Source organism: Burkholderia sp. AU17457, assembly GCF_002223255.1.
GTDB classification, from domain to species: Bacteria; Pseudomonadota; Gammaproteobacteria; order Burkholderiales; family Burkholderiaceae; genus Burkholderia; species Burkholderia sola.
In genome coordinates, this window is sequence record NZ_NKFB01000003.1 from 1,589,985 (window position 1) to 1,605,551 (window position 15,567).

15 protein-coding genes are annotated in these 15,567 nt (G+C 69.3%); 7 read left to right on the forward strand and 8 right to left on the reverse strand.

Going from position 1 to position 15,567, the window contains the following annotated elements; genetic code table 11:
- Positions 1 to 4 precede the first annotated feature (4 nt).
- The 4 genes from CFB49_RS10040 (at position 5) to CFB49_RS10055 (ending at position 4,603) form a co-directional block, all read left to right on the forward strand.
- Positions 5 to 838, forward strand: a complete 834-nt coding sequence (locus CFB49_RS10040; protein ID WP_069621260.1) for a zinc-dependent peptidase — start codon at positions 5 to 7, stop codon at positions 836 to 838.
- Positions 839 to 995: 157 nt separating this feature from the next.
- On the forward strand, positions 996 to 1,262 hold the full coding sequence (locus tag CFB49_RS10045; RefSeq protein WP_011549676.1) for a type B 50S ribosomal protein L31: 267 nt from the start codon (positions 996 to 998) through the stop codon (positions 1,260 to 1,262).
- A gap of 144 nt (positions 1,263 to 1,406) precedes the next feature.
- Positions 1,407 to 3,239: an ArnT family glycosyltransferase gene (locus CFB49_RS10050; protein WP_089435125.1), complete on the forward strand. Its 1,833-nt coding sequence runs from the start codon at positions 1,407 to 1,409 to the stop codon at positions 3,237 to 3,239.
- 2 nt (positions 3,240 to 3,241) lie between these two features.
- On the forward strand, positions 3,242 to 4,603 hold the full coding sequence (locus CFB49_RS10055) for an MATE family efflux transporter (protein WP_089491260.1): 1,362 nt from the start codon (positions 3,242 to 3,244) through the stop codon (positions 4,601 to 4,603).
- Between the two features lie 11 nt (positions 4,604 to 4,614).
- On the opposite strand, the gene lipA is transcribed toward CFB49_RS10055, so the two are convergent.
- The 6 genes from lipA to CFB49_RS10085 form a co-directional block, all read right to left on the reverse strand.
- Positions 4,615 to 5,580, reverse strand: a complete 966-nt coding sequence (gene lipA / locus CFB49_RS10060) for a lipoyl synthase (RefSeq protein WP_089435127.1) — start codon at positions 5,578 to 5,580, stop codon at positions 4,615 to 4,617.
- Between the two features lie 2 nt (positions 5,581 to 5,582).
- Positions 5,583 to 6,698: an acetoin dehydrogenase dihydrolipoyllysine-residue acetyltransferase subunit gene (locus CFB49_RS10065; protein ID WP_089491261.1), complete on the reverse strand. Its 1,116-nt coding sequence runs from the start codon at positions 6,696 to 6,698 to the stop codon at positions 5,583 to 5,585.
- A 4-nt stretch (positions 6,699 to 6,702) separates the two neighbouring features.
- Positions 6,703 to 7,707: an alpha-ketoacid dehydrogenase subunit beta gene (locus CFB49_RS10070; RefSeq protein WP_069621255.1), complete on the reverse strand. Its 1,005-nt coding sequence runs from the start codon at positions 7,705 to 7,707 to the stop codon at positions 6,703 to 6,705.
- A gap of 53 nt (positions 7,708 to 7,760) precedes the next feature.
- Positions 7,761 to 8,744, reverse strand: a complete 984-nt coding sequence (locus CFB49_RS10075; RefSeq protein WP_006478652.1) for a thiamine pyrophosphate-dependent dehydrogenase E1 component subunit alpha — start codon at positions 8,742 to 8,744, stop codon at positions 7,761 to 7,763.
- Positions 8,745 to 8,822: 78 nt separating this feature from the next.
- Positions 8,823 to 9,599, reverse strand: coding sequence for an SDR family NAD(P)-dependent oxidoreductase (locus tag CFB49_RS10080; RefSeq protein ID WP_069621254.1), 777 nt, complete (start codon positions 9,597 to 9,599; stop codon positions 8,823 to 8,825).
- 57 nt (positions 9,600 to 9,656) lie between these two features.
- A complete protein-coding gene (locus CFB49_RS10085; RefSeq protein WP_089491262.1) occupies positions 9,657 to 10,715 on the reverse strand; it encodes an ATP-NAD kinase family protein in 1,059 nt (352 codons plus the stop codon).
- Positions 10,716 to 11,250: 535 nt separating this feature from the next.
- Between CFB49_RS10085 and CFB49_RS10095 the strand changes: the two genes are divergently transcribed.
- Positions 11,251 to 13,167, forward strand: coding sequence for a sigma-54-dependent Fis family transcriptional regulator (locus CFB49_RS10095; RefSeq protein ID WP_089491264.1), 1,917 nt, complete (start codon positions 11,251 to 11,253; stop codon positions 13,165 to 13,167).
- 19 nt (positions 13,168 to 13,186) lie between these two features.
- On the opposite strand, the gene CFB49_RS10100 is transcribed toward CFB49_RS10095, so the two are convergent.
- Together CFB49_RS10100 and CFB49_RS10105 are read right to left on the reverse strand one after the other, a co-directional pair.
- Positions 13,187 to 13,621 carry a carboxymuconolactone decarboxylase family protein gene (locus CFB49_RS10100; RefSeq protein WP_089435131.1) on the reverse strand — a complete coding sequence of 145 codons (435 nt, stop codon included), beginning with the start codon at positions 13,619 to 13,621 and terminating at the stop codon, positions 13,187 to 13,189.
- Positions 13,605 to 14,066, reverse strand: coding sequence for a MerR family transcriptional regulator (locus tag CFB49_RS10105; RefSeq protein ID WP_069621249.1), 462 nt, complete (start codon positions 14,064 to 14,066; stop codon positions 13,605 to 13,607). Before CFB49_RS10105 ends, CFB49_RS10100 begins: the two co-directional genes overlap by 17 nt.
- A 285-nt stretch (positions 14,067 to 14,351) precedes the next feature.
- Between CFB49_RS10105 and CFB49_RS10110 the strand changes: the two genes are divergently transcribed.
- Positions 14,352 to 14,951: a ComEA family DNA-binding protein gene (locus CFB49_RS10110; RefSeq protein ID WP_089491265.1), complete on the forward strand. Its 600-nt coding sequence runs from the start codon at positions 14,352 to 14,354 to the stop codon at positions 14,949 to 14,951.
- Positions 14,952 to 15,039: 88 nt separating this feature from the next.
- Complete coding sequence (locus CFB49_RS10115; RefSeq protein ID WP_069621247.1) at positions 15,040 to 15,471, forward strand: YidB family protein; 432 nt, start codon at positions 15,040 to 15,042, stop codon at positions 15,469 to 15,471.
- The last annotated feature ends 96 nt before the right edge of the window (positions 15,472 to 15,567 follow it).

Here is a 15,567-nt window from a genome sequence, read left to right on the forward strand (position 1 = left end):
CTCCATGCTTTCGAAACTGACCCGCTGGTTCGACGACCGCCGCCGCGACCGCGCGCTGCGCAGCCATCCGATTCCCGACGCGCTGTGGCACGAAACCGTCGAGCGCCTGCCGTTCCTCGCCGCCCTGCCGCCCGACGCGCTCGGCCGGTTGCGCGAGCTGACGAGCCTGTTCGTCGCGAAAAAATCGTTTTCGACCGCGCACGGGCTCGAGCTGACCGACGCGATGATCGTCGCGATCGCCGCGCAGGCCTGTCTGCCCGTGCTGAATCTCGACCTGTCGCTGTATGACGGCTGGGTCGGCGTCGTCGTGTATCCGGGCGAATTCGTGATCCGCAAGACCGTGCAGGACGAGGACGGCGTCGTCCACGAAGTCGAGCAGGATGCGAGCGGCGAGGCGTGGGAAGGCGGCCCCGTGATCCTGTCGTGGGAAGACGCGCAGATGACGGACGGCCGGGACGCGTACAACGTCGTGATCCACGAATTCGCGCACAAGATCGACATGGTCAACGGCGCGGCCGACGGCTATCCGCCCCTTTTTCGCCGCTGGCATGCGCCGCACCTCGACGCCCAGGCATGGGCCGACGTGTTCGAACACGCATACGACCAATTCTGCGCGCGCGTCGACGCGGTGCCGGACCGCGCGTGGGCGCGCTTCGAGCGGGATTCGCTGATCGATCCCTATGCGGCCGACCACCCGTCGGAATTCTTCGCGGTGTGCAGCGAGGCGCTGTTCGTGCGGCCGAAAGCGTTCGAGTCCGAATTTCCGGAACTGTACCGGCTGCTCGCGCGCTACTACCGGCAAGATCCGGCCGGCACCGGCGCGCTCGACGCACCGTGAAAATTATTCGTCAACCGTCTGATTTTCTGGCATAATCGCCGTTTTTCGACCTTAGGCAAGTGGCTCGCGCCGGGCTTGACGTCAGCCGAATCGCTCCTTTCGGGGCGGCTCGACACGGCAAGCGGCGGGTTGGCTACCGCTCTCACCAAGGAAAATCATGAAACCTGGCATTCACCCGGACTACCGCGAAGTCGTCTTCCAAGACATGTCGAACGGCTTCAAGTTCATCACGCGCTCGACGATCCAGACGCGTGAAACCATCGAACACGAAGGCAAGACCTACCCGCTCGCCAAGATCGAAGTGTCGTCGGAATCGCACTCGTTCTACACGGGTCAGCAAAAGATCATGGACACGGCAGGCCGTGTCGAGAAGTTCAAGAACAAGTTCGGCGCACGCGCGAACGGCAAGGCTGCTGCAAAGTAAGCTTTTGCACCGATCCGGCGGCGGCAACGCACCGGTACCGCACGAAAGGGCAGCCCAGGCTGCCCTTTTTTGTCTCTGCTCGCCCGCCAGGCGCCGGCCGGCGCCCGGGAAACGACCTGACGCACAACAGCGGGCGCGACTACAATGCCGGATGCTCGAAACCGGCTCGGCCGCGCGCGATCGCGCCGGCCGCCCGCCCATAACAAATCGCTCATCTGCATGAAGCCTGTCGTCCGTCTCACCGCCTCCGCCACGCGCGCGCTGCCGCGCTGGCTGCTGCTCACGCTCTGCCTCGTCTACGCGGCGTTCGGCCTGTTCGGCCGCGACCCGTGGAAAAACGAGGACGCGGCGGGCTTCGGCGTGATGTGGACGATGGCCAAGGGCGGCTGGCACGACTGGCTGCTGCCGAACCTGGTCGGCAAGTTCATCACCACCGACGGGCCACTCGGCTACTGGCTCGGCGCGCTGTCGATCCGCGGCCTCGGCCCGTGGGTCGACGCGAGCAACGCGTCGCGCGTCGATACCGGCGTGCTGTTCTGCGTCGCGTGCGCGTTCGTCTGGTACGCGGCCTACCTGCTCGGCCGGCGCGCCGAGGTTCAACCGTTCAAATACGCGTTCGGCGGCGAACCCGAGCCGCGCGACTACGGCCGCACGCTCGCGGACGGCGCGCTGCTGGTGCTCGTCGCCTGCTTCGGCCTCGCGGAACGCGGGCACGAAACGACGCCGCAGCTCGCGCAGTTCGCGTGGATCGCGATGCTCGTGTACGGGATCGTGCGCGGCATCGACAAGCCGCTGCAGGGCGCACTGTGGTGGGGCCTCGCGATGGGCCTCGTCGCGCTGTCCGGCAACCCGGTGCTGGTCGTCGCGCTGCTCGCGGGCACGGCCGCGCTGTGGCTCGTCACGCCCGAGATGCGCAACCTGCGCCTGCCGCTGGTCGGCCTGCCGCTCGCGGTCGCGATCGCCGCGCTGTGGCCGCTCGCCGCGTTCGTCGCGGCGCCCGACGACGCCGCGTGGTTCTTCAACCAGTGGATCCACGGCAGCCTGATGCGCTTTTCGGGCCCGCCGACGGCCGTGCTCGGCTATGCGGCGAAAAACCTGCCGCTGTTCACGTGGCCCGCGTGGCCGCTCGCGATCTGGGCATGGTGGAGCTGGGCCGGCATGCGTCGCCGTGCGCACATCGCGATTCCGCTGTCGGTCGCCGTGCCGCTCGTCGCGCTCGTGATCCTGCAAAGCCAGCAGTCGAACCGCATGTACATGCTGCTGCTGCCGCCGCTCGCAGTGCTCGCGACCTTCGCGCTGCCGACCCTCAAGCGCGGCGCGATCAACGCGATCGACTGGTTCGCGGTGCTGAGCTTCACGATCCTCGGCACCTTCGTGTGGTTGGTGTGGCTCGCGTCGCTCACCGGCTTCCCGCATCCGCTCGCGCGCAACCTCGCGCGCCTCGTGCCCGGCTACGAGCCGCATTTCAAGATCCTGTCGTTCATCTGCGCGGTGATCGTCACCGTGTGCTGGTGCTTCATCGTGCGCTGGCGTGTGTCGCGACAGCCCAAGGTGCTGTGGCGCAGCGTCGTGCTGTCGGGCGCGGGCACCACGCTGATGTGGGTGCTGCTGATGACGCTGTGGCTGCCGATCGTCAACTACGGCCGGACCTATCGCGATGTCGCGCAACAGATCGCCGTGCACCTGCCGTCCGACTACGAGTGCATCTCGCCGGTGCGGCTCGGCGACGCGCAGATCGCGACCTTTGCGTACTTCGGCAACATGCATTTCGATTTCTCCGGCGACTGCGACGTGATCCTGCGCCAGGACCGCTCCGACTTCGGCGAGCCGAGCGCGATGTCGCAATACGTGTGGCGTCTCGTCTGGGAAGGCCGCCGTGTCGCCGATCGTGACGAGCGCTTCCGCCTGTACGAACGCATCGAAAGGCCGAAGACGCCCGTCAAGCGGCGTCCGCCGCGCCGCCAGGCGGCCGATTGACGATGTTCGGCGACATCCGCCGGATCGTCGGTCTCGCATGGCCGGTGCTGGTCGGTCAGCTCGCGATCATCGCGTTCGGCGTGATCGACACCGCGATGGTCGGTCGCTACTCGGCCGTCGATCTCGCCGCGCTCGGGCTCGGCTCGTCGATCTACGTATCGATCTATATCGGGCTGACGGGCATCCTGTCCGCGCTGCAGCCGATCACCGGGCAACTGTACGGCGCGCGGCGCTATGCCGAGATCGGCGAGGAAGTGCGCCAGGCGCTGTGGCTTGCGGTGCTGCTCGCGATCCCCGGCTTCCTGCTGCTGCATTTTCCCGAACCGCTGCTGCGCGTCGCGCATGCGCCCGCCGCACTGCACGAGCGCACCGTCGACTACCTGCGCATCCTGTCGTACGGGCTGCCCGCCAGCCTCGCGTTCCGCATCTACAACGCGCTGACCAACGCGGCCGGCAAGCCGCGGCTCGCGATGATCCTGCAGATCGGCGCGCTGCTGCTCAAGTTTCCGCTGAACGTGTGGTTCATCTTCGGCGGCCTCGGCGTACCGGCGCTCGGCGGCCCCGGCTGCGGGCTCGCGAGCACGCTGATCAACTGGGCGCTCGCGTTGATCGGCTACACGCTGCTCGCGAAGCTCGACGTGTTCGCGCCGCTCGCGATCTTCTCGCGCTTCTGCTGGCCCGTGTGGGAACGGCAGAAGGCGATCCTGAAGCTCGGCGTGCCGATGGGCCTGTCGTACCTGATCGAGGTCACGTCGTACACGTGCATGGCGCTGTTCATCGCGCAGTTCGGCACGACGACGCTGGCGGGCCACCAGATCGCCGGCAACATCGGCGCGGTGCTGTACATGACGCCGCTGTCGATCGGCGTGGCGGCGTCGACGCTGGTCGCGCGCGCGCTCGGCGCCGGACGCGCCGACGAAGCCCGGCTGCTCGGCCGGCACAGCGTGATGTTCGCGTGCGGTGTTGCCGCCGCCTACGGCGTGCTCGTGTTCGCGCTGCGCCCGCTGATCATCGGCGGCTATACGCCGAACCCGGCCGTCGCCGCGGCCGCGATGCCGCTCGTCGCGATCGTCGCGTGCTACCACGTGTTCGATGCGCTGCAGGTCACGTCGGCGTTCGTGCTGCGCGCGTACAAGGTGGCGATCGTGCCGACCGTGATCTATGCGGTCGCGCTGTGGGGCGTCGGACTCAGCGGCGGCTACGTGCTCGGCTTCGACGTCGGCGGCATCGCGCCCGCGTGGCTGACCGGCGCGCGCGGCTTCTGGTTCGCGAACACGGTCAGCCTGATGCTGGCGGGCGCGGGGCTCGTGCTGTACCTGCGCCGCATCGGTCGCGCGCACGCCGCCGCGGCCGCCGCCGCCTGACGCGTGGCGCGCTACGCGCCCTCCAGCACGTCGGCCGCGTGATATGACGACCGCACGAGCGGGCCGGCGACGACTTCCCTGAAACCGAGCGCGAGCGCCTCGTCGCGCCACGCGGCGAACGCATCCGGGCTCACATAGCGCCGCACCGGCAAATGGTGCGCCGACGGTGCGAGATACTGGCCGAGCGTCAGCACGTCGACCTCGTGCGCACGCAGGTCGCGCAACGTGTCGCGCACCTCGTCGTCGCGTTCGCCGAGCCCGAGCATCAATCCCGATTTCGTCACGAGCGTCGGCCGCGCGGCCTTCGCGTGCGCGAGCAGTTCCAGCGAGCCGCGATAGTCGGCGCCGGGCCGCGCCGCGCGATACAGCGACGGCACCGTCTCGATGTTGTGATTGAACACGTCGGGCCAGGCCGACGACAGCGCGTCGAGCGCACGGACCGCGCGGCCGCGGAAGTCCGGCGTCAGCACCTCGACGCCGATGCCCGGCACGCTCGCGCGTACCGCCGCGATGCATGCGGCGAAATGCGCGGCGCCGCCGTCGCGCAGATCGTCGCGGTCGACCGACGTGATCACGACGTAGCGCAATCCGAGCGCCGCCGCCGCGTCGGCCAGCCGCGCGGGCTCGGCTGGATCGAGCGGCTCGGGACGTCCGTGCGCGACATCGCAGAACGGACAGCGCCGCGTACACAGACCGCCCATGATCATGAAGGTCGCGGTGCGCTGCGCGAAGCATTCGCCGATGTTCGGACACATCGCCTCCTCGCAGACGGAATGCAGCCGATGCTCGCGCAGCACGGCGGCCATGTCGGCCACCGCCGCGCTCATCATCGGCCGCGCGCGCAGCCACGGCGGCTTCGGCAGCGCCGCGCCGGCCGCGGGCTCGATGCGCACCGGAATGCGCGCGAGCTTGTCGCGACTTCTCGCGCCGGGCTGGCCGAGCGCCGTGAGGCTGGGTCGTTCGAGCGCGGCGGCCATCGTCAGTCTCCGAGGAACGCGACGATCAGGCGGTTCACGTCGGCGGCCGCCTCCATCTGCACCATGTGGCCGCTGCCGGCGAGCACCTCGGCACGCACGCCGTCCGGCAGGCCCTGCGCGTGCTGCGCGGGAATCACCTGGTCGCGCTCGCCCCAGATCACGAGCGTGCGCGGCGCCAGCGACGCGAGCCGGTCGCGGAATACGCGCCGCTGCGCGGCGCCGTCGAACGCGGCATGCGCGATTTTCTCCAGCGCGGCCTGCACGCCTTCGAGCCGCTTGTACTTGACGAGATCCTCGACCAATTGCCGCGTGACCAACGCGTCGTCCGCGAACAGCGCGCCGAGGTGCGGCTTCAACGTGTTGCGGCTGTTGCCCGCGACGAAGCCGTCGATGTACGCGCGGTTGATATCGGCACCGAGCCCGGCGCTCGCGATCAGCGTGAGCGACGCCACGCGCTCCGGCGCGCTGTCGGCCAACGTCATCGCCACCGCGCCGCCCATCGAATGGCCGATCAGGTGCGCTCGCTCGATGTGCTGCGCATCGAGCAGCGCGAGCACCGCATCGGCCAGTTCGTCGAGGCTGCCGGTCTCGACCGCCTTGCCCGATTCGCCGTGGCCGGGCAGATCGAGCGCCCACACCGGCCGGTGCGCGGCGAGCTCCGCGTGATTGAACAGCCAGTTGTTCAGGTCGCCGCCGAAGCCGTGGATCAGCACGGCCGGCGTGCCCGAACCGTCGCCCAGCTTCAGGAAGCGGAGCGTGCGTCCGCCGATCTGCGCCTTCTCCGGCTGCGGGCCGGCCGCCTCGTCGGACGCCGCGCTCGGCACGAAATCGCGCTGGAAGTCGGCGATCGCCGCATCGATGTCGGCGTCGCTCGCGTCGGCGGCCGCGACCACGCCGAGCAGCGCGCCGACGGGCAGCGTCTCGCCCTCCTGCGCGACCTGCCGGCGCAGCGTGCCGTCGAACGCGCATTCGACGCCCGACGAGATCTTGTCCGTCTCGACGTCGAGCACCTCGTCGCCCTTCGCCACGCGTTCGCCGATCGCCTTCAGCCAGCCGTTGACCTGCCCCTGCTCCATCGACAGCCCCCACTTGGGCATCGTGATCATGTGAATCGACATCGTGTCAGCTCCTCGTCTTGAGTACCGCCTGCGCGATCGCATCGGCGGACGGGATGTACAGGTCTTCCAATACGCCGGCGAACGGCGCGGGCGTATGCGGCGCGGTCACGAGTTCGATCGGCGCCTTGAGCGAACGGAACGCACGCTGCGCGACGAGCGCGGCGATGTCGGTCGCGATCGAGCAGCGCGGGTTTGCTTCGTCGACGACCACCACGCGCCCGGTGCGTTCGGCGCTTTCGAGAATCGTTTCCTCGTCGAGCGGCGACGTCGTGCGCAGGTCGATCACGTCGCACTGGATGCCGTCCTTCGCGAGCGTCGCGGCCGCGTCCATCGCGAGATGCACCATCCGGCCGTACGTGACGATCGTCGCGTCGTCGCCGTCGCGCAGCACGTTCGCCTCGCCGAACGGAATCGCATAGGATTCCTCAGGCACGTCGCCCTCGCGCGTATAGAGCAGCTTGTGTTCGAGGAAGATCACGGGATCGTTGTCGCGAATCGCCTGGATCAGGAGCCCCTTCGCGTCGTACGGCGTCGACGGGCATACGACCTTGAGCCCCGGAATGTGCGTAAACAGCGACGTGAGCATCTGCGAGTGCTGCGCGGCCGCGCGCAGGCCGGCGCCGTACATCGCGCGGATCACGACCGGCGTCACGGCCTTGCCGCCGAACATGTAGCGGAATTTCGCGGCCTGGTTGAATATCTGGTCGAAACACACACCCATGAAATCGATGAACATCAGTTCCGCGACGGGTCGCATCCCGCACGCGGCCGCGCCGACCGCCGCGCCGATGTAGCCGCCCTCCGACAGCGGCGTATCGAGCACGCGGCCCGGAAACTTGTGGAACAGCCCCTTCGTCACGCCGAGCACGCCGCCCCATGCGTCGTCCTCGCCCGGCGCGCCCGCGCCGCCCGCGTTGTCCTCGCCCATCACGATCACGCTGTCGTCGCGCGCCATTTCCTGCGCGAGCGCCTCGTTGATCGCCTGCGAATAAGTGATCTTCCTTGCCATGTCTGTCTCCTGGAATGTTGGGTTGCCGTGCCGGCTGCCGGGTCAGCCGGCGCTCACGGATACGACACGTAGACGTCGGCCAGCAGGTCGGCGGCATCCGGCAGCGGCGCGGCCTTCGCCTGTGCGACCGCGTCGTCGATCAGCGCCTTCACCTGCGCATCGACCGCGCGCAGGTCGTCGGTCGTCAGCGCTTCGGCGCGCACGACACGCGTTTCGAAATGCTTCAGGCAATCCTTTTCGTCGCGCAGCTTCTGCACTTCGCCCGGCGCGCGGTAGGTTTGCGCATCGCCCTCGAAGTGGCCGAAATAGCGCGTGAACTTCACCTCGACGAGCGTCGGGCCGCCGCCGTTGCGCGCGCGTTCGACGGCCTCGCCGAGCGCCTCGTGCACCGCGAAGAAGTCGAAGCCGTCGACGATCACGCCCGGCATCCCGAACCCGTTCGCGCGATCGGCGATGTTGTCGGTCGCGACCGACCAGCTCGACGACGTCGCTTCCGCATAGCCGTTGTTTTCGGCGACGAAGATCGCGGGCAGCCGCCACACCGACGCGAGGTTCATCGATTCGAAGATCACGCCCTGGTTCGACGCGCCGTCGCCGAAGAAGCACACGCCGACGCCGCCCGTCTTCTTGTGCTTGGCCGCGAGCGCCGCGCCGCACACGAGCGGGCCGCCCGCGCCGACGATCCCGTTCGCGCCGAGCATCCCCATCGACAGGTCGGCGATGTGCATCGAGCCGCCCTTGCCGCGGCAAACGCCCGTCTTCTTGCCGTAGATCTCGGCCATCATCCCGTGCACGTCGACGCCCTTCGCGATGCAATGGCCGTGGCCGCGGTGCGTGGTGGCCACGTAGTCGTCGAGGCCGAGGTGCAGGATCGTGCCGACGGCGGACGCCTCCTCGCCCGCGTACAGGTGAACGAAGCCGGGAATCTCGCCGGTCGCGAATTCGACGTGCAGGCGTTCCTCGAATTCGCGGATCGTGCGCATCAGCCGATAGGCGTCCAGCAGCTTGTCCCTGCCGAGCTGTGTCGAAGCGGTCATGTGTGTCTCCTGGTTAGGTCTGACTGCGAATGCCGCCCCGGCCGAGCCGTGGCGGCGGATTGCACGGCCTTGCGGCCGTCAGTGGAACGTGAAGCCGCCGTCGACGTTCACGGCCTGGCCCGTCACGTTGTCCATCGTCGCGAAGAACAGCGCGAGCCGGCCCATGTCTTCCGGCGTCTGCGCGCGGCCCTGCGGAATCAGCGTCAACTGGTGCCGCTGCCACGATTGCTCGACCGATTCGCCGTCGGTCTTCCATTCGTCGGACAGCCGGTCCCACATGTAGGTACGGACGATGCCGGGGCAGATCGCATTGACGGTCACGCCGTCGCGCGCGAGCTCCTTCGCGAGCGCGTTGGTGAAGCCGACGACCGCGAATTTCGATGCGCTGTAATGCGCGAGATTCGGAAAGCCTTCCTTGCCCGCGATCGACGCGACGTTGATGATCCGGCCGCGACCCTGCGCCTTCAGGTGCGCCAGTGCCGCCCGGCAGCCGAGGAAGGTGCCCTTCGCATTCACGTCCATCACGAAATCCCAGTCGCGCTCGGTCAGTTCGGCGACCGGATGAATGCTGATCACGCCCGCGCAGTTCACGAGGATGTCGAGCCGGCCGAGGTCGGCGAGCGCCTGCGCGACCATCGCGTCGACCTGCGCGGCCTGCGTGACGTCGACCTTCGCGATCGCGGCCCGGCGGCCGAGCGCGCGCACCTCGCGCGCGGTGGCGTCGAGCGCGTCGTCGAGCAGGTCGGCCAGCAGGATGTCCGCGCCGGCGCCGGCAAGCGTCAGCGCGATGCCGCGGCCGATGCCGCGCGCGCCGCCCGTGACGATGGCGACCTGTCCTTCGAGGGGGGCTGTCATGCGATGTCTCCTTGATGATAGTGATGGATGCCGAAGCGGCTTCGTCAAACCGGTGTATCAGTCGTGCCACGCGCCGGCGTCGCGCAGCAGCTGCCGCGACGATGCGTAGCGCAGCGTGCGGCCGACGTCGACCGTCAACGGCCCGCGCCAGTCGAGCGCAATCTCGTAGCGATCGCCCTGCACGACCTCGATCTCGCGCTCGCCGTCGAACGCGAGCGTGCCGCGCTCGAACGGAATCGCGTGCCACGTGCCCGGTTCGAGCCGCTCGCAACTGCGCATCACGACACGGTCGACGCGCCCCGGCGCGATCGGCGCGACGAGCGGCGTGCCGGCCGCATTGCCGGCTTCCGCGAAACGCATCGCGAGCCCGTGCGGCGCGCTGCGTTCGAGCGGCGCCCACGCGCCGCCGAGCGCGGACAGCCCGATGCCGTCCGGTTCGGCGAACGTCAGGTAGAGCGAGTCGATGTCGTCGGAGCCGGAAATCGCGCGCGCGCCGATGAAGCGCTGCCGCGCGGCGCACACGTCGACGAGCGCGATCTCCTCGCGCCCCGGCTGCGCGCCCGCGACGCAGCGCACGACGAGCCGCTTGTTGCGCACGAACGCGACCTCGGCCGGCACGGCGCCGGTCGCGGCGAGCCCCGCGGCGACGCCCGCGACGGTCGCCTCGCGATGTTCGGGAAACGCGTTGTTGGTGCCGGTGGACAGCGCGACGAGCGGCGTCGCGCCGCAATGCGCGGCCACCGCGCGATGGGTGCCGTCGCCGCCGAGCACGACGATCAGCGACACTTCCATCCGGTGCAGATAGGCCGCGCCCGCCTGCGTGTCGGCGACGCTGTCGGTGATCGGCAGGTCGACGAATTCGACCTGGGGCCAGCGCTCGTGCGGCGCGATCGCGCGATGCGTGTCGATCGCGCGCAGCAGCAGCGTCGCGATGCCCGTGCGGTCGCGCAGCGTCAGCACGCGCTCGACGCCCATCGCGCCGAGGCCGGCCAGCAGGCGCACGATCATGTTCGCCTTCTCCGCGGTCGGAAACACGGATGCATGCGTCGTGAGGCGGCGGATGTCGCGCCCCGATGCGGGGTTCGCGATCACGCCGACGGTAACGGGCATCGTCACGGGTTTGTCTCCATCCAGTCGACGGAGCCGGCGCATTGACGCACGCGCCGGCTCCGCCTGTTTCGTCCGCTGCCATCGACGGGCGGCGGATCGTCGTCGCCGACGCGATCGCGGCGGCTTGCCCGTCATCTCTGCAAGCGGCGTGCCATCATCCGTGCGATCGCCGCGAAACCCGCGTCCGCACGGGCGCGGCGGGCATGCGCGGGTTCCGGATGCGCGACCGTGACGACGCAGCGCGCGTCGAATTCGCGCAGACGTCTCACGTCGTCGATACGGCGACGCGATTGCCGCGGCGCGCGCGCATGCCCGGCGTTGCGCCCGCAAACCCAGCGTTCGCGCGGCGCCGTGCACGCGACGCCGCGCCGGACGGCCGCCGCACGCCGCGCATGCGGCCGTCTCAACTGCGCGAGACACGACGCGATACCGGTGAGACGACCGTCTCATGCGCGCCGCGTGCTGCGATGCAATGTGATTCGCCGAACCGGATGTGCTACAAGAACAGCGACATCCCCGCCGTACGGAACCGGAGCCGACCATGCCCTACGCCGTCCCCCAGGCCCAGCACGCCGACCGTGTACTCGGCGCGCTCGCCGGACGCCTGCCCGCGCCGGCGGATTCCGCGCGCCTCGTGTCGTCGTGGCAACGGTCGCTGGAGCGCTACCGTCTCGACCCCGCGTCGTCGATCGGCCCGCGCGTGCTGACCGCGGCGGAGCTGCGCGAGGTGCGCGACAAGGAGGAAGCGTTCCTGCGCGCGTCGGGCCAGTGCCTGACGCGGCTGCACGACATGATTCGCGTCGCCGACTACTGCGTGATGCTGACCGACGCGCACGGCGTGACGATCGACTACCGGATCGACCGCGAGCGCCGCAACGACTTCCGCCATGCGGGGCTGCACATCGGCTCGTGCTGGTCGGAAAGCGAGGAAGGAACGTGCGGCGTCGCGAGCGTGCTGACCGATCTCGCGCCGATCACCGTGCACAAGACCGATCACTTTCGCGCGGCGTTCACGACGCTCACGTGCAGCGCGGCGCCGATCTTCTCGCCGGGCGGCGAGCTGATCGGCGTGCTCGACGCGTCGGCCGTGCATTCGCCCGACGGCCGCGACAGCCAGCGCCTCGTCTACCAGCTCGTGCGGCAGAGCGCGGCGCTGATCGAGGACGGCTATTTCGTGCACAGCACCGCGCAGCACTGGATATTGTTCGGGCATCCGAACCGTCACTACGTCGAGGCGCAGCCCGAGTGGCTGATCGCATTCGACGAATGCGGCAACATCGTCGCCGCGAACCGGCAGGCGCGCGACGCGCTGCCGGCGCTGCGCGAGCCGCGCCATATCGACGAGATATTCGATGCGACCGAGATGCCGCTGCGCGACGCCGCGCGGCTCGATACGATCATCGCGCTGCGCGTGCGCGCGACCGGCGCCCCGCTCTACGCGCGGCTGCGTGCGCCGCTACGGCGCGCCGGCCGCGAACCCGGCGCGGCCTCGCGGCGCCCGGGCACCGCGCCGCGTCACGTCGGCGCGCTGACGCCGTTCCTGCACAGCAGCGACGCGCGCATCGCGCAACAGGCCGAACTTGCGCTGCGCGTCGCGAGCAAGCGGCTGCCGATCCTCGTGCTCGGCGAAACCGGCGCGGGCAAGGAAGTGTTCGCCCGCGCGATCCACGACGCCGGCGCGCGGCGCGCGCGGCCGTTCGTCGCCGTAAACTGCGGCGCGCTGCCGGAAGCGCTGATCGAAAGCGAACTGTTCGGTTATGCGGCCGGCGCGTTCACCGGCGCACGCAAGCACGGCGCGCGCGGCAAGATCGCGCTCGCCGACGGCGGCACGCTGTTTCTCGATGAAATCGGCGACATGCCGCTCGCGCTGCAGACGCGCCTGCTGCGCGTGCTGGCCGACGGCGAGGTCGTGCCGCTCGGCAGCGATACGCCCGTGCGCGTCGATCTCGACGTGATCTGCGCGACGCACCGCGATCTTGCACGGATGGTCGCCGACGGCGCGTTCCGCGAAGATCTGTACTACCGGTTGAGTGGCGCGACGTTCGAGTTGCCGCCGCTGCGCGAACGCGCGGACGTGCGCGACGTGATCGCCGCCGTGTTCGCCGAGGAAGCGCAGGCGACCGGCCACGTGCTCACGCTCGACGCGACGCTCGCCGAACAGCTCGCCACGTATGCATGGCCGGGCAACGTGCGGCAACTGCGCAACGTGCTGCGCTATGCGTGCGCGGTGTGCGACGCCGCGCGCGTGACGCGGCGCGACCTGCCGGCCGATCTCGCCGCGCAACTCGGCGGCGCGCCGCCGGGCGCGCCGCCCGACGACGAACGCGGCCGCATCGTCGCCGCGCTCACCGCGCATCGCTGGCGTCCCGACGCGGCCGCCCGGGCGCTCGGCATGTCGCGCGCGACGCTGTACCGGCGCATCGCGAAGTACCGGATCGTCGCGCCGCACCGCGCGTGACGCACGGCCGCACGCTCCGTCATGCGGGCTGCCCTGCCGCCTCGTTCGCGTCGTCGGTCGCGCCGGCCGCTTCGTCGCGCCGCGCGAACACCTCGCGCGCGGCGAACAGCGCGTTGAGCGCGGCCGGCATCCCCGCATACACGGCCATCTGCATGAACACCTCGACGATCTCGTCGCGCGTGCAGCCGACGTTCAGCGCGGCCTCGATGTGCACTTTCAGTTGCGGCTGCGCGTTGCCGAGCGCGGCCAGCGCCGCGATCGTCGCGATTTCGCGCGCCTTCAGGTCGAGCTGCGGCCGGCTGTAGATGTCGCCGAAGCTGAATTCGACCAGGAGCCGCGCGAAGTCCGGCGCGATCGGCGCAAGCGCCGCGATCACGCGTTCGCCTGCTTCGCCGTCGATTTCCTTCAGTTTGTTCCAGCCGCGCGTGTAGCGATCCTCAGCGAGTCGTTCCATCGTGTCCGTCCTGTTCCGATAAAGAGTGAGAAGGTGTCGCCCGTCGTTCCGTTTCCCGTTCCTGCGCCTCGTAGTACGCGATCTTGTCGCCGATCGCATCGAGGCTTGCCTGCAGCTCCGCGATATGCGCACGCACCGCGTCGCGATGCGCGACCAGCAAGTCGCGCCGCGCGCCGAACGTCGACGCGCCCTGCTCGCGCAGCACCGCGAACGCCTGCATCTGCGCGATCGGCATGCCGGTCGCCTTCAGGCGCATCACGAAGGCCAGCCAGTCAAGATCGGCCGGCGCATAGAGCCGGTGTCCGGCCGCCGTGCGCGAAATCGCGCGCAGCAGGCCGGCCTGCTCGTAATACCGCAGCGTGTGCGTCGACACGCCCGTCAGTTCGGCGACTTGCCCGATCGTCAGCGGACCGGCGGCGGAGGGTTGGGATACGGTTTTCGACATGGCAGGAACAAGGTTAGGAGTTAGAGTTCACTCTAAGTCAAGCATTGTCTGACGGCCAGTGCCGCGTTCACCCGCGATTCCCGGCGACACCGTAAAGAATGGTCAAAATCGCCCCCCGGCACCGGTTTCGGCCTTTACAGCACCACCAGCCTTCAGCAAGATTCGGTCAGCCTGTCTCAAAAAGGGCACGCATTTGTCCTATGCTTAACCGCGACGCCCGGCCAGCTCGCGCGCCGCCGTCCGTTGCAACAGCCATTCATCCGTCAGAACCAGGGAGCCCTTGCCATGCTGAAAAAGCTGCTGATGCTGTTCGTCGCGCTGTCGCTGTCACTCGCCGCCGGCCTTGCCGCGGCCGTCGAAGTCAACACGGCCGACCAGGCCGCGCTCGAATCCGTGAAGGGGCTCGGGCCCGTGAAGTCGAAGGCGATCATCGACGAACGCACCAAGAACGGCCCGTTCAAGGACGCCGACGATCTCGCGAACCGCGTGAAGGGTCTCGGCACGAAATCGGTCGGGCATCTCGAGGAAAACGGCCTGACGATCGGCGGCTCGTCGACACCGCCGAAGGGCGTGAAGCTGTCGAAGCCGGCCGCGACGACCTCGGCCACGACGTCGGTGGGCACCGCATCGACGTCCACGACCGCGACGGCCGGCACGACGACCGCGGCGCCCGCGCCGACGGCGAGCGCACCGGAAGCGGCAGCCAAGCCGGCCAAGACCAAGCGCGCATCGAAGAAGGAAAAGGCGGCCGCTGCTGCCGCGGCATCCGCCGACGCCGGCGCGAGCGCACCGGCCGCCGCGTCGTCCGCGAAGGCGACGAAGGGTTCGAAGAAGAAGAGCAAGAAGGACAAGGCTGCCTCCGCCGCCGCGGCGTCGGGCGCCTGATGTGCGCCGCGCGCGCGACGGCGTGCGCGCGGCATTCGTTCAACGGGCGCCGTCGTCACGGCGCCCTTTTCAGTGAAGGTGAAGAACCATGGGTCTCCTCGACATCGTTGGCGGTCTGATCGGCGGCCAGGCCGGCGGCAACTCGCAAAGCGCGCTCATCGCGACCGCGCTCGAATTCATCAACAACCAGCCGGGCGGCCTGAACGGCCTGATCGAGAAGTTCAAGGCCGGCGGCGCCGGCGAGATCATCGGTTCGTGGGTCGGCACCGGCGAAAACCAGCCGATCTCGCCGGATACGCTGCAAAACGTGCTCGGCTCGGACGTCGTCGGCTCGCTCGCGAGCAAGGTCGGCATCGATCCGTCGCAGGCGTCGTCGATCCTCGCGCAGGTGCTGCCGCACGTCGTCAACGGCGCGACGCCGAACGGCGAAGTGCCGGCCGGCGGCCAGGTCGACACGTCGAACGTGCTCGGCGCGCTCACGCAGCTCGCCGGCATGTTCGGCGGCAACAAGCAGGGCTGACCACCGCCACCGGGCGGCCCGTTCGGCCGCTTCACAAGCAAACACCCCGCCGAGGCGGGGTGTTCGTTTTTGCGCACCCGGTGCGAACCGGGCACA

What these genes read in the sequence shown, in the direction of transcription:
- CFB49_RS10040 (WP_069621260.1), top strand. Translation starts at nt 5, where the DNA reads ATGCTTTCGAAACTGACCCGCTGGTTCGACGACCGCCGCCGCGACCGC.
- CFB49_RS10045 (WP_011549676.1), top strand. Translation starts at nt 996, where the DNA reads ATGAAACCTGGCATTCACCCGGACTACCGCGAAGTCGTCTTCCAAGAC.
- CFB49_RS10050 (WP_089435125.1), top strand. Translation starts at nt 1,407, where the DNA reads ATGCCGGATGCTCGAAACCGGCTCGGCCGCGCGCGATCGCGCCGGCCG.
- CFB49_RS10055 (WP_089491260.1), top strand. Translation starts at nt 3,242, where the DNA reads ATGTTCGGCGACATCCGCCGGATCGTCGGTCTCGCATGGCCGGTGCTG.
- lipA (WP_089435127.1), bottom strand. Translation starts at nt 5,580, where the DNA reads ATGGCCGCCGCGCTCGAACGACCCAGCCTCACGGCGCTCGGCCAGCCC.
- CFB49_RS10065 (WP_089491261.1), bottom strand. Translation starts at nt 6,698, where the DNA reads ATGTCGATTCACATGATCACGATGCCCAAGTGGGGGCTGTCGATGGAG.
- CFB49_RS10070 (WP_069621255.1), bottom strand. Translation starts at nt 7,707, where the DNA reads ATGGCAAGGAAGATCACTTATTCGCAGGCGATCAACGAGGCGCTCGCG.
- CFB49_RS10075 (WP_006478652.1), bottom strand. Translation starts at nt 8,744, where the DNA reads ATGACCGCTTCGACACAGCTCGGCAGGGACAAGCTGCTGGACGCCTAT.
- CFB49_RS10080 (WP_069621254.1), bottom strand. Translation starts at nt 9,599, where the DNA reads ATGACAGCCCCCCTCGAAGGACAGGTCGCCATCGTCACGGGCGGCGCG.
- CFB49_RS10095 (WP_089491264.1), top strand. Translation starts at nt 11,251, where the DNA reads ATGCCCTACGCCGTCCCCCAGGCCCAGCACGCCGACCGTGTACTCGGC.
- CFB49_RS10100 (WP_089435131.1), bottom strand. Translation starts at nt 13,621, where the DNA reads ATGGAACGACTCGCTGAGGATCGCTACACGCGCGGCTGGAACAAACTG.
- CFB49_RS10105 (WP_069621249.1), bottom strand. Translation starts at nt 14,066, where the DNA reads ATGTCGAAAACCGTATCCCAACCCTCCGCCGCCGGTCCGCTGACGATC.
- CFB49_RS10110 (WP_089491265.1), top strand. Translation starts at nt 14,352, where the DNA reads ATGCTGAAAAAGCTGCTGATGCTGTTCGTCGCGCTGTCGCTGTCACTC.
- CFB49_RS10115 (WP_069621247.1), top strand. Translation starts at nt 15,040, where the DNA reads ATGGGTCTCCTCGACATCGTTGGCGGTCTGATCGGCGGCCAGGCCGGC.